General features: G+C 62.9%; 13 protein-coding genes and 1 pseudogene. 6 read left to right on the top strand and 8 right to left on the bottom strand.

Annotation, left to right across the window (positions count from 1 at the left end; all coding sequences use genetic code 11):
• Positions 1–47: 47 nt before the first annotated feature.
• Positions 48–1,321 (bottom strand): annotated as a pseudogene (locus RFA01S_RS07295) (IS110 family RNA-guided transposase).
• A gap of 451 nt (positions 1,322–1,772) precedes the next feature.
• On the opposite strand from RFA01S_RS07295, the gene RFA01S_RS07285 reads away from it, so the two are divergent.
• Positions 1,773–2,387, top strand: coding sequence for a hypothetical protein (locus tag RFA01S_RS07285; protein WP_139278401.1), 615 nt, complete (start codon positions 1,773–1,775; stop codon positions 2,385–2,387).
• Positions 2,388–2,534: 147 nt separating this feature from the next.
• On the opposite strand, the gene RFA01S_RS07280 is transcribed toward RFA01S_RS07285, so the two are convergent.
• Positions 2,535–2,969, bottom strand: coding sequence for a GNAT family N-acetyltransferase (locus tag RFA01S_RS07280; protein WP_202902185.1), 435 nt, complete (start codon positions 2,967–2,969; stop codon positions 2,535–2,537).
• A gap of 41 nt (positions 2,970–3,010) precedes the next feature.
• Between RFA01S_RS07280 and RFA01S_RS07275 the strand changes: the two genes are divergently transcribed.
• Positions 3,011–3,685 carry a TetR/AcrR family transcriptional regulator gene (locus RFA01S_RS07275; RefSeq protein ID WP_032392168.1) on the top strand — a complete coding sequence of 225 codons (675 nt, stop codon included), beginning with the start codon at positions 3,011–3,013 and terminating at the stop codon, positions 3,683–3,685.
• Here RFA01S_RS07275 and RFA01S_RS07270 read toward each other — a convergent pair.
• On the bottom strand, positions 3,669–4,283 hold the full coding sequence (locus RFA01S_RS07270; protein ID WP_032392167.1) for a LysE family translocator: 615 nt from the start codon (positions 4,281–4,283) through the stop codon (positions 3,669–3,671). The genes RFA01S_RS07275 and RFA01S_RS07270 overlap by 17 nt on opposite strands.
• On the bottom strand, positions 4,280–5,293 hold the full coding sequence (locus tag RFA01S_RS07265; RefSeq protein ID WP_238325028.1) for a redoxin family protein: 1,014 nt from the start codon (positions 5,291–5,293) through the stop codon (positions 4,280–4,282). The genes RFA01S_RS07270 and RFA01S_RS07265 overlap by 4 nt, the downstream gene beginning before the upstream one ends.
• Before the next feature lie 136 nt (positions 5,294–5,429).
• On the opposite strand from RFA01S_RS07265, the gene RFA01S_RS07260 reads away from it, so the two are divergent.
• Positions 5,430–6,584 carry an FAD-dependent oxidoreductase gene (locus RFA01S_RS07260; RefSeq protein WP_032406115.1) on the top strand — a complete coding sequence of 385 codons (1,155 nt, stop codon included), beginning with the start codon at positions 5,430–5,432 and terminating at the stop codon, positions 6,582–6,584.
• Here the strand turns inward: RFA01S_RS07260 and RFA01S_RS07255 are convergent.
• The gene (locus RFA01S_RS07255) at positions 6,547–7,410 is read right to left on the bottom strand and encodes a helix-turn-helix transcriptional regulator (RefSeq protein ID WP_032371782.1); all 864 of its coding nucleotides are present in this window, start codon (positions 7,408–7,410) and stop codon (positions 6,547–6,549) included. The two genes, RFA01S_RS07260 and RFA01S_RS07255, sit on opposite strands and share 38 nt — an antisense overlap.
• Positions 7,411–7,560: 150 nt before the next feature.
• Between RFA01S_RS07255 and RFA01S_RS07250 the strand changes: the two genes are divergently transcribed.
• Positions 7,561–8,340, top strand: a complete 780-nt coding sequence (locus RFA01S_RS07250) for an NAD(P)H-dependent oxidoreductase (protein ID WP_032406114.1) — start codon at positions 7,561–7,563, stop codon at positions 8,338–8,340.
• A gap of 66 nt (positions 8,341–8,406) precedes the next feature.
• Here RFA01S_RS07250 and RFA01S_RS07245 read toward each other — a convergent pair whose 3' ends face one another.
• Together RFA01S_RS07245 and RFA01S_RS07240 are read right to left on the bottom strand one after the other, a co-directional pair.
• The gene (locus RFA01S_RS07245) at positions 8,407–8,868 is read right to left on the bottom strand and encodes a hypothetical protein (protein ID WP_032406113.1); all 462 of its coding nucleotides are present in this window, start codon (positions 8,866–8,868) and stop codon (positions 8,407–8,409) included.
• Positions 8,869–9,031: 163 nt separating this feature from the next.
• Positions 9,032–9,508, bottom strand: a complete 477-nt coding sequence (locus RFA01S_RS07240) for a DinB family protein (RefSeq protein WP_032372002.1) — start codon at positions 9,506–9,508, stop codon at positions 9,032–9,034.
• 133 nt (positions 9,509–9,641) lie between these two features.
• On the opposite strand from RFA01S_RS07240, the gene RFA01S_RS07235 reads away from it, so the two are divergent.
• Together RFA01S_RS07235 and RFA01S_RS07230 are read left to right on the top strand one after the other, a co-directional pair.
• Positions 9,642–10,064, top strand: coding sequence for a hypothetical protein (locus tag RFA01S_RS07235; protein ID WP_032406112.1), 423 nt, complete (start codon positions 9,642–9,644; stop codon positions 10,062–10,064).
• A 96-nt stretch (positions 10,065–10,160) separates the two neighbouring features.
• Positions 10,161–11,183 carry an ABC transporter substrate-binding protein gene (locus tag RFA01S_RS07230; RefSeq protein WP_032406111.1) on the top strand — a complete coding sequence of 341 codons (1,023 nt, stop codon included), beginning with the start codon at positions 10,161–10,163 and terminating at the stop codon, positions 11,181–11,183.
• Here the strand turns inward: RFA01S_RS07230 and RFA01S_RS07225 are convergent.
• The gene (locus RFA01S_RS07225) at positions 11,158–12,441 is read right to left on the bottom strand and encodes an MFS transporter (protein WP_052060451.1); all 1,284 of its coding nucleotides are present in this window, start codon (positions 12,439–12,441) and stop codon (positions 11,158–11,160) included. The two genes, RFA01S_RS07230 and RFA01S_RS07225, sit on opposite strands and share 26 nt — an antisense overlap.
• Positions 12,442–12,494: the final 53 nt, after the last annotated feature.

The following is a 12,494-nucleotide window of genomic DNA, read 5'->3' as shown; positions in this document are numbered from 1 at the left end:
GACTCGTCCTCACTCCTGCGAATGTGCCCACTCGCTCGCGGTTGCATCTATGCAGCCACAGATGCAACCCCGAGCGGGCCACTTGGCCGCCATTCACGTTGGTCACGCAGTAATGCCCAGAGAACGTCGACCAGTCTGCGAGCGAGTGCGATGGTGGCCTGGACGTGTCGTTGGTGTTCGGCGCGTTTACGTTGGTAGAACTCTCGTGACGGTCCTTCTCTTTGCGCACTGCTGAAGGCCGCCATGAAGAGGACGTGTCGTAGTCGTCGGTGGTAGCGCTTGGGACGGTGCAGGATTCCGGTGCGGGTTCCGGAATCGTTGGGAACGGGAGCAAGCCCTGCGTAGGCGGCCAGCTTGGCGGCGGTGCCGAATGCGGCGAGGTCACCCGCGGTGATGGCAAGGAACTCGGCTCCCAGGCGCGCGCCGATACCGGGGACGCTCTCGATGATGTGGGCCTGGTGGTGACTGCGGAAGCGTTCGACGATCTGTTTGTCGAGAGCTTTGATCTCGTGGTCTAGGTCGAGCAGCTGCTCGGCGAGACGATGACGAGTTGTTCGGTGGTCGATTCTGCTTGTACTGCAACGGTTTGCGCCTCGGCGGCGGCGAGCGCTTTGGTGACCATACCGGGGATTGTCGGCCGTCGGACACCGAGTTCGCGGAGATGGGTACCGATCTCGTCGGTGCCAGCGGTGCGGATCGCGGCTGGAGTGCAGTAGCGAGTGAGCAGGGCCAGTCCGGTGCGGGTGGTGTAGTCGAAGGCACGCTCGAGTTCAGGGAAGATCCGCAGTAGAAGTGCACGGAGTCGGTTGATGCGGGAAACCCACTCCCCCATCAGATCCGCCCGGTAGGCGGTCAATAGTCCGAGTTCGGCGACAACGTCGTCCGGGGTCGTGATCGTGGTCAGGTCGCGGCGTAGGCGAGCCGTTTCGGCGATGACCACGGCGTCTTTGGCGTCGGTTTTGCCTTCACCGGGGAAGGCACCGGTCATGCGGTTGACGACTCGCCCAGGCACGTAGGTGACCGTCTGGTCGGCTGCGACGAGGACAGCGAGAAGCAGAGCTGATTCGGGTGATGTCAGATCCACCGCCCACCGGATCACGGGTGAGCCGTCAGTCGTGCGCGCCTTGTCGAGGAGACGTTCGATGCTGTGTTGGTCGTTGTGGACGCGGACCGACCACAGTTGCCGGCCGGTGTTGTCGATCGCCGCGGCCTGATGGTGAGTCTTACCGATGTCGATACCGATCCACACCGCTTGCGGTTGTGCTGTCACAGAGTCCCTTCCGTCGAAGTGCCCCGACTGGGTGGACGGCTCCGCCGGCATTCCTCTAAGTAGCGACTCTTTCGCAGATACGTGTCTCAATCAGCGGCCGGAGTGTCCGCGACGGACGAGGTGGCCATCCCACCAAAGCCACACCAACGGCGGGTGATTGTCAGCCTCGCCTCGAACGTCGTCGGGCACCTGAAGTGATCACCTCCAGGTGGGGACGATTTTAGAGAGGTGATTGTGCGGGAGAGACTGAGATCGGCCAGGCTCGGTGTCGCGGTAGCGTCGAGCATCATCCTCGGCAGGAAGCGGGGATCCGGCTTTTGGAAAATTGTGTTGCTCGTTTACTTGTGCCAGGGATTGCACCAGGGTTTACTTGCCATCCTGGAACAAACCGTTGGGTTTACGTCGGTGAGAAAAGCGTGACGGTCGATCCCTCATGAAGGAGTAACCGATGCGGTGTTTCCCGACCCACCGAAGGGTTTGCCGAGCGGTGTTGACTGTGCTGATGACAGTGTCGCTCGGTGTCCTGGTTGCACCCACAGCCTCTGCGGACTGTGTGGGATTCGGATCGGAAACAGAACGGGTGACCTTCGCCCGCGATCGAGCTGCGATAGCTGCGATAGCGACTCCGACTGCTGTGGAGACGACCCCTCGCCCTCCGTCGGGTGGACTTCCGGTGGCCGTGTACACGTTCGCCATCGACACTGGCATCAAGGGTGTAGAAGCTAACGAGATTGTGAAGGTTGCTGCACCTCAGGACAATTCGAATGCACGCACTTTCGATATCGGCAAACGATACTTCCTCGCTCCGTTCGCGTCGGGCGAGGACTCCGGGAGCGGCGATCTCACTCGTTTGGCTTCCTACGCGGACGGTGCGTGCAGCCCGACAGCAGCTCTCGACGAGCTGAGTCCAGCATTCGCCGACCAATGGCCGACGACGTCGACGAGTTCCACTGCCGCGCCTACCGGTAGTGAGACACCGTTGGCGATCGAAGGTGACATGGTCGACGACGGCAGCACGGGTGACGACGGGGCGGGGACGATTCTTCTGGGTGTGGTCGCAATGGTGATTGTCGTCGCCGGCGGTTCTGTTCTGCTCGTGCGTCGACTACTTCGGTAACGATCACCTGTCGTGGATGAGATCTGTTCTGTTCTAATCGATCGATTCCCGCGTCACCCACAGCGCTGCCGGGACCTGAACTACCGGCGAAACCGCGGTCAGATCGGGTAATCGCCTTCCCCGTAGGCTCGAATTCACGGTCGACAGTCACTTCAGCCGCAGCACTCCAGCGGAGGTTGAATCGAATCCACATGCCACAGAGTAGAATTCGGCTAGATGTGCCTCGTAATCGACGTGCAGCCACTCGATATCGGTTGCACGTAGATCGGAAACGACATGGGAGACGAGCCTGGTGCCGATCGCCTGGTGTCGCCATTCCGTAGCAACTGCGGTGTCGAACAGGAACGCGTGTTTGCCACCGTCCCATGCTGCGTTCACGAATCCGCACAGCACAGTGCCATGGAAGGCACCAACCCACGATTTGCTGTGGCGCTGCAACCGAGATCCCCACGGCACCAACTCGTAGTTCCCCCCGAACGCATCGTGATGGAGCTGCGATAGCTGGACATCATCCACGTCGAAGCGGACTCGGAAATCGATAGCCATGCCGAACAGCATAGAAATGCTGACGATAGCCCGCATTCAGGCATGGAACGACGTTCCAGTTGTGACAGGATCGGCCCATGCCAGAGAAGAAGCCGACACCCGCGCGACGTTCCGACGCCCTGTCCAAAGGGCGCATCGTGCAGGCAGCGATCGAGATGCTCGACGAGGGTGGCACCGATGCTTTGACGTTCCGCACTCTCGCCGCACACCTGTCCACGGGCGCCGGAGCGCTCTATCACCACGTCGGGAACAGGGAAGATCTGCTCGCGGCAGCGGCCAAAGCCGTCATGGCGTCAGTGTTGGAATCCTCGCCCGAGATCGAGTCGACAGAGCAGGGCGTTCGCGGCGTGATGATGAGGGTGTTCGACATGATCACCACGCGGCCATGGGTGGCGACGCAACTCGCCGGCGCACCGTGGCAGCCGGCCGTCATGCATCTGTTCGACCGCATCGGAACCGAACTGGACGTCCGCGGAATTCCGGAGAATGAGCAGTTCGACGCCGCGTCCGTGCTCATGTACCACGCTCTCGGGGCTGCGAGCCAGCGCAATGCCGGGAGGCAACTAGCCGCCACGGTGACGGACCGCGCGACATTTCTCGACTCCACACGCTCGGCGGTGACGGATACCGGCGACTATCCGTTCCTGACCCGAATCGCGTCACAATTCGCCGAACATGATGATAGAGAACAGTTTCAGGCCGGTGTCGACATCATCCTGGCCGGCATCGACCGAACTAGCGCAAGACGATGAAGACAGCGCACAGGAGAAATACTCCGGCGGTGGTTCGGTCCACTATGCGTTGACCGCCGCGGTCGAAGAAGCGCCGAAGGCGCAATCCAGCGAGACCGTAGAGCCCGATGATCACCGCCATGACCGTGGTGAGGGTGAGTCCGAGCAACAGATAGTCGTCGAGGTGCACTTGTGTGAGGTCGATGACGCTGGGAAGTAGCGCAACGTAGAAGCCGATGGCCACGGGATTGGACATGGTGAGCACTATTCCGAGGCCGACACTGTGAGCTCGGCGGGGCGTGTCGAGTGTGGGCACTGATAGCGCCGGCGCTCCGGCTGTCCTCCACTTCTTCGCGGCGAGGTAACAGAGATACCCAGCGCCGGCCCAGGTGAGGACGCGAAGGATCGGCTCGTAGGCCGCCGTCGCCGCGGCGAGTCCTGCCATGGCCATGCCGAGGAGAGTCAACTTTCCGACGACGATGCCGGCCGCCAGTCCAGGAACGCCCCGGAACCCGGAGTCGAGGGATCGAGCCATCACCGCAACAACTTCGGGGCCGGGGGTGGCAGCCGATGCCGCGAACACTCCGGCGAACAGCGCGAGATCGGCGATGCCGATCACTGCCCGCCGCCGTCGACAGTGCGCGATGCGATCCGCGTCGGTGCCGTCTGCCGGGGGTGTTGATCGAGCCAGTCGAGGACGGTCTGCGCGTGGCGGTCCGGTGGGAACACAGGGTAGAACACGTGCTCGATGCTTCCCCCGGTGATGACGAGAGCAAGTCGTCGGTAGACCGTGAGATCGTCTGCGCTGAACGTCGGTAGTCCGATCACGTCGTGCAGAATCAGTTCTCTGTCGGTGAGCAGCGGATAGGGAAGTCGCAGTGCCCCAACCAGTTCCGATTGATATTCGACGGGTTGACTCGACAGTCCATAGACCGCGCTGATCCCGGCCTGCACCAGCTCTGCATAGTGATTACGCATGTCGCAGTTGTGCGGGCTGCATCCGCGGGCACCGGGGATGGCGTCCCAACCGTCGGGCATGTCGTGCCCTGGTGCACCGGTCATCGGAAATACATAGACCAGGACACGGCCCGTTCCGAGAGCGGCGAGGTCGACGTGACCACCGTCGGTGGACGGCAACCGGGTCGTCGGCATTGCCACCCCGCGCAGATGATCGGTCGCTCCGTCGTCGTGTGGAACGTCGAGGTCGGCCGGCAGCGGGGCGAGATCGGGATTGTGCGCATCGGCGGTGGCCCACTCGTCGGCCATCCGTGCGCTTGCCTCGGCGAGGTTGGCGACCAGCGCGACGCGTTGGCGATCGAGGTCGTCGATGGCCTGTTCGACCCGCTGGATCGCCCGGCGATACCCCGACAGCGAGGCGGGGCAGGTGTCCGCGTGCAGACTTCCGGCGTTCAGGCAGTCGACGAACGGGTGCATGTCCGCGAGCGGAATTCCGAGTGCATTCAGCCGGTGGATCTGCGCGACGACTCGAACCTGGTGGCGGTCGTACATGCGGTAGCCGTTGGTTGCCCGTTCGGGGACAACGAGATTCAGTGCCTCGTAGCCACGCAACGCCTTCGACGAGGCACCGGTCTCGCGGGTCACATCTCCAACACTCAGCAGGTCGTCCATCTCCGTACCGTAAACCCGGCCCCCAGGGGACAGGTCAAACGCGAAAGGCGACCGAGGTCGTCCGCCTACTTGACAGCGTTGGAACAGTGTTCCATTCTTACTTGGAACAACGTTCCAACAATGAGCGGAGACATTCATGAAGACATCCATCTCGATCATCGGTGCAGGACTCGGCGGCCTGGTGCTGGCACGAGTACTGCACGTTCACGGAATCGCCGCCACGGTGTACGAGGCCGACGCCACGGCCGATGTGCGCACTCAAGGCGGGCAGCTCGACATCCACGAGGAGGACGGGCAGGTCGCCCTCGCCGCAGCCGGGCTCACAGAACAGTTCCGCGCCATCATTCACGAGGGAGGCGAAGCGACTCGCGTCCTGCGTCCGAACGGCGAGGCTCTGCTCGACGAAGCCGACGACGGCACCGGCGGTCGACCGGAAGTGCTGCGCGGCGACCTGCGACGCATTCTGCTCGACTCACTGCCGGCCGACACCGTTCAGTGGGGGCACAAGCTCACCTCCGTCCGTCCCTTGGGCAATGGGCAACACGCACTCGAGTTCGCGAACGGAACCATCGCGGTCAACGATCTGCTCGTCGGTGCCGACGGCGCGTGGTCACGAGTCCGATCCCTGCTCTCGGCTGCCCAACCCGACTACGTGGGCACCGTCTTCGTCGAGACCTATCTCCACGATGTCGACGCACGTCACCCCGCCACCGCCCGCGCAGTCGGCGGCGGTGCGATGTTCGCCCTCACCCCGGGTAAGGGAATCTCCGTGCACCGCGAGGCCGGCGACATCCTGCACACGTACGTTCAGCTCAATCGCAGCGTCGACTGGATCGACGCGATCGACTTCACCGACGCCGCCTCGGCCAAAGCGACGGTCGCAGCCGAATTCGATGGATGGGCACCGGAATTGACGGCGTTGATCACCGACGGCGAGACCGCTCTGGTTCCCCGAAAGATCTTCACGCTACCCAACGACCACCGCTGGGATCACACGCCGGGAGTGACCCTCGTGGGCGATGCCGCGCACCTGATGCCTCCCTCCGGAGACGGCGCCAATCTGGCGATGTTCGACGGCGCAGAACTCGCTCGCGCCATCGCCGATCACCGCGGCAACATCGATGCAGCCGTGTCCGTCTACGAGAAGGCCATGTTCATCCGAAGTGAAGCGGTGGCCATCCAGTCACACGAAACGCTCGACCTCTGCCTCGGGGAACGCTCCCCGTTCGGAATGATCGATCTGATCACCGGCGTCACCCCTGTGAGCTCGGGTGATCGTCTCTCGCAGTAACAGATTCACTGTCCGACGCCGTATCGAGCGCAAGGGCTGCAAGCAGCCGCAGGCCGTCCTCGCTGGCACTGCCGGCCGCGGCGCTCAGGACGATCATCTCCATTCCCGGCTCACCCGGCAGAGCGAAGTTCTCCTGATGAAGCTCCAACAAACCCACCAGCGGGTGACGGTAGGCCTTGCGCCCGTGGGTTCGAGCGCACACATCAGCGCGGGCCCACAGTCGACGGAATCGGTCACTCCTCATGGACAATTCACCGATCAGTGACGCCAACTGCGCGTCGTCCGGGTACTGCCCCGCAGCGAGCCGAAGGTGTCCGACCACATCCATGGTGCAGGTGTTCCAGTCGTCGTACAGCCCCCGCTCGGCTTCCTCGAGAAAGATGTGGCGCGCAGTGTTCAACCCCGGGATCGGCTGGCCGTACAGCACCCGCGCAAGTCGGTTGCCCGCAAGCACATTCATACGGTGATCCATGATGAACGCAGGCGCTCCCTCGACCAGATCGAGCACGCGTAGAAGTTCGGGGCGCACGCGCCCCTTCGGGGTCTTCGCAGGTCGACGACGTCGACGGGCAAGCCGATCCAGGTGCGCCCGCTCGGTGTCGTCAAGAGCGAACACCCGCGCCAGCGCATCGAGAATCTGCTCGGACGGCTGTGTGGCACGGCCCTGTTCGAGACGAACGTAGTAATCGATGCTGACACCCGACAGGTGAGCGACCTCCTCGCGCCGCAGCCCGTCGACGCGGCGATACCGGTCGACGGGAATTCCGACCGACGCCGGATCGACACGGGACCGCCGAATTCTCAAGAAGTTCGCCAAATCGTCCACACCTGAAGTATCCCCCGGATTCGTCGGTCGAGAGTGGTACCGCCGATACCAGGAACACCGACCACAGGACATCGCGCCCCTGAACGAGACGGGCAGAACGAGACAGGGTGAAGGCGTCACTCGAACACAACTCGACAACAGGGAGCACCCGTGAAGACGCTCATCGTCTATGCCCACCCAGAACCACAGTCGCTCAACCACTCCCTCAAAGATCTGGCCGTCACCACGTTGGAAGCCGCAGGCCACGAAGTGCAGGTGACCGATCTGTACGGATCGAAGTGGAAAGCTGCACTCGACGCCTCGGACTACGGCCCTGCCGCGTCCTCGCCACTGCGGGTGGCTGCAGATTCCGGACGGGCTTTCGACACCGGCACCCTCACCTCCGACGTCCGCGCCGAGCAGGAGAAGTTGCTGTGGGCCGACACCATCATCTTCCAGTTCCCGCTGTGGTGGTACTCGATGCCCGCGATCCTGAAAGGGTGGGTCGATCGAGTGTTCACCTACCACTTCGCTTATGGCGTCGGCGAACACAGCGACACGAAGTACGGTGAGCGCTACGGCGAAGGAACCCTCGCCGGCAAGCGAGCACTGCTGTCGGTCACCGTGGGCGGCCCGGAAGCCCACTACTCCGATCGTGGCATCAACGGCCCTATCGACGACCTGTTGTTCCCCATCCACCACGGCATCCTCTACTACCCGGGCATCGATGTTTTGCCTGCGTTCGTCGTCCACGGATCCGATCGATTGACGGCCGAGGAGTACGCGGTTGCAGCGAAGAACTGGGAACGGCAACTACTCGAACTCGAGACGACCGAACCGATAGCGTTCAGGAAGCAGAACTTCGGCGATTACGAGATGCCGTCCCTTCGTCTCAAAGAGGGCCTCGAAGAACCCGGGCAGTCGAGTTTCGCCTTGCACGTGCGGTCGTGATCACTTGTCGCCGAGCGCGTTTCCGCGCTGGCGATGAATGGTCAGGTGGCTGCGGGTGCAGGGGTGCTACATGCCGTTGCTCACGATCGACCACGGATCCGACGATTCCTGCCGTGCGAGGATGTATCCCCAGGTTGTTGCCCCTTCGTGCATGGACCCGTCGCCGCCGGTGAGATCGAAGCGCACCGACACCCAGGCCTCGAATCGATAGCCTTCGGCGGCTGTACCCGGGGTCGGGTCTTCCTCGGTAACTCTGACGATCTCGAGGTTGTCCAGGTGTGCCCGAGGTGCGTTGAACCAGCCCTGCATCCCCTGCCACCCCTCGTCCGCGACCAAGGACTCACCCGTCGACGAATCGCTGGCGTTGACCGCATCGACCCAACCTCGGACCACCGCTGCCGGGTCCTGCCGATCGACCGTTTCAACCGACTCGCCAGCGGTGCCGCTGTGTGTGCACCCTGCGAGCACCAACGCCAGGAGCACCAGCACGGCACCGAGGCTGGACACTGCCGACCACCGACTCTTCATCGCACCTACTTCACACCAAGATTCGCATAGCCACAACGACAACGGTCGCCGTTGCAGTGGGCGACCCCCCCATGTGGCACTCCCCCGGGCTCCGGCGGCAGAGGACGTGATGATTCGTACCTTCGTTCATCGAGAACGCGGACAACAGAAACGTCGGCAGTTGTCACGCCCGGCGAAGGACGTCGCGTGTGAGCTCGAGCTGGCCGAGGTGTTGGGACAGCTCGCGCACCAGGTGTGTCAACACCCATTCCGGGGTGGCGGTTGCAAGTTCCGGGCGCGTGGAACCCATGACGGTCCGATCACGAATCCCTTCGCGCAATGCCATATCCACCCACTCGGGCAGACGCGTACGAACGTCGTCGACCCGTGTGATCAGGTCATCTACCCGGCCGGTGGCCGTGAATTCGGTGGCGCGGTCCCGCGGAAGTTTCAGGCCGGCGATCACCGAGCCTCCCCAGTGCTCTATCACAGCGACACAGTGGAAGACGATGGCGTACGGACTGTTGGCACCCGGCAGATCCGGTGTGGTGTTGGCCAGCTCGTCACCCAGGCCCCTGAGGATTTCCGTCATCGACGACAGACTCTCGCCGACGATCACGAGAGTGGCGTCGGCTACGCGTCTTTCGATGTCGTCCTGCATCACCGGACCGTACACCTGACCCTCTCCCGTACCCAGTGTCGATGGCGTCTCGATAGCTCGTTTGCCACCATCTCGCCTCGAATAGGAGAGAGGATGGGGCCATCGCCGGATTCCGAAACCAGTGGAGGTTGTCATGGCAAGACTCGTTCAGCGGCTTGCAGTGTGCGGTGCGGTGATGGTCGGTGCGGCGTTCGCGTCAACTGCAGTGGCGTCCGCGGAGGTGACGATCCCGTTTCAATTCAACCCAGCGCCCTACGGAAACCCCAGGGGCAGTGTCGATTCACCCCCGAGCAATTGTGCCGTGGTGGTCGGCGAGCAACCCGGGATCGCCAAGGTCACCGACGTCCCGAACGCGAACACCGGGTGCTACCTCATTTCCGACGTGCGCTGGGTGAACCTGACTACCGGGGCCAGTGGCAACGCCCGATTGTCCGACGCCCTCTTCGGATCCCCGCACGAGGCAATTGTGTACAGCGGGCCAGGGCAAGTGGTACTCGTCGGACTACCGACTTCTGCGACCACCGTGCCGGGATTCGCGACGTTCTACGTTCCGTAGCCACTCGAGAAGGTATCGACCGCAGAACGTAGGACAGCACAATCGGGCGAGGGTGGTTTAGATTAGGGCATCCAAACTACGCTCGAAGGAGACTCGATGAATCCCGTGGTGAATCGGCGGACTGCGTTGTCGATGACGTTCGTGTCGGTCGCCGGTCTCGTTGTTGCCGGCTGCGCCAACGGCTCGGCGCAACGTTCGGATGGTTCGAGTTCGACGGCGAACGTCGAGAGCGGTGCGTTCCCCGTGACGATCGAGCACAAGCTCGGTTCCACAACCATCGACTCCGCTCCCACCCGTATCGCCGCGGTGGGCATCGGCGACTCCGACGTGCTGCTCTCGCTGGGTCTGACGCCCGTACTGGTGCCGGTGTGGAAGGGCTCGACCGACGACGGCATCGGCATCTGGGCCGAACCGACCGTCAAGGGTGACGAACCGGTAGCACTGGCGAATGCGACGACCGAGTTCGATGTGGAGACCATTGCGGCCGCTGCCCCCGATCTGATCATCGCCGTCAACAACGCCATCGACGAAGACGTCTACTCGCAGCTCAGTGCGATTGCGCCGACGGTACTGCACGCTGCGGGTCAGACCGACTGGGTGCTGCCGTGGCAGGAGGTGACCACCAGAATCGGACGCTCCGTGGGTTTGCCGAATGCCGCGCAGGCCGAGGTCGACCGCGTCGAAGCGCTTGTGGCGCAGGCTCGAACCGACAATCCGCAGTTCGTCGGCAAGACGGCTGCATTGGTCATCAGGTGGAGTGACGGCAAGCTACGGGCGTTCAGTCCCGACTCGGCGCGGGCCCAGCTGTTGACCGCACTCGGCTTCGAAGCACCCGCCGCATTGGCGTCCCAATTCGAAGGCAAGCTGAATACCGAACTCTCGGCCGAGAGCTACAGCTTGCTCGACTGCGACTACCTCTTCTTCGACAATTACGAACTCCACCGCGAGTCCATGGAATCGCAGGAGACCTTCACCAATCTGGACGTCGTGCGCAACGGTGGATTGATCGCGCTGGATCCGATTGTCTCCGACGCAGTGTCGATGCCGAATCCGTTGACCATCCCGTTTGTGCTGTCTGCGTTCATCGACGACATCAAGGCTGTCGACGCGGCCAGATAGCGTCGGACATCGACGACCACACACCGAGCACGACGGCAGGCGCGGCGATGCAGCCGGCGACCACCAACCATGGGGTCGCCGCTGCAACGCTGCCGTCGTCGAGTCGATCGTAGAGATACCCGACGCCGATCGTGCCGATCAACGACAGACATCCACCGATGGTGTTGAGCAGTCCGAAATGTGCTCCCAGATAACGTTCTCCGGCAATTCGGGCGAGGGTGTCTCGCATCGAGGGCACCATCAACATCTGCCCCAGATGCAGTAGTGCAATCCACGCTCCGATCTGCACGTACGGCCACACCGAGTCTGTGATGGTGCCTGGCCCTAGCGCCGGAATGACGAACGACGCCGACATCACGGCCAAGCCGCTGGTTGTTGCGGCTCGCGATCCCATCCGTGCGGCGACTGCCACCATCGGCCGCTGACCGACGATCACCAGTACCGCTGCCCCCACGTAGAACCAGCCGAGCAGATCCTGAGAGCCGATGCGCAGCGAAAGTTGCTCGGGCAGCATCAGATACAGCTGAGCGAGTGCGACGAACTGTGCGCTGCACAGCGTGGCCAGGACGACGTAGCGTCGATTGCCCAACACCACACGCCAGACCCGGGTTATGGAAGTGCCGACGACACTGCCGGTTTCGATCGTCCTGGGGAACAGGAAGTAGAACCCGATCCACATGCCGGCGAACAGCATTGCGGCCACGGCAGCCGATGCCGAGAACGGAAAGATCAGGAGCACCGCCCCCAATGCGGGTCCGAGGACGGTGCCGAGCCGGCTACTCATCTGTTCGTAGCCGAACAGTTCGGTGCGTTTGATGACGCCCGAGTCTTCGAGCTGTCGCCCGATATCGGCGTTGGCCGATTCTACCGCGGGCGCGAACAGCGCTGCGGCGAAACCGATCAGCAGAATCCCGACTATCACCGCAGGGAGGCTGCTCGCAAGCGCCAGCACAACGAACCCGACGATGCGTATAGCTATGCCCCACAGAATGACCGGTCGACGACCGAACCGATCGGCGATACTGCCGCCGAGAAAGAACATGCCCTGCTGACTGAACGTGCGCAGACCCAACACGAGACCGACGACCCAACTCGCGAATCCGAGCTCCTCGGACAGATGCACCGCGAGAAACGGAACCACCAGATAGAAGCCGACATTGAACAACACCATCGATGCCAACACGAGCTTGACCACCGACGGAAGGTCTCGTAGCCGACCTCGCGCCGACGCACCACCGACTCCAGGGTTGATCGTCACGAACGTCGACACTACTGGCGCGACGGTCGGTGCGGTCCCCTCCGTCTCGGACC

It is taken from the genome of Rhodococcoides fascians NBRC 12155 = LMG 3623 (genome assembly GCF_001894785.1).
Taxonomy (GTDB): domain Bacteria; phylum Actinomycetota; class Actinomycetes; order Mycobacteriales; family Mycobacteriaceae; genus Rhodococcoides; species Rhodococcoides fascians.
The sequence above is the reverse complement of the archived record's forward strand: the minus strand, read 5'-3'. Positions and strand labels throughout refer to the sequence as shown.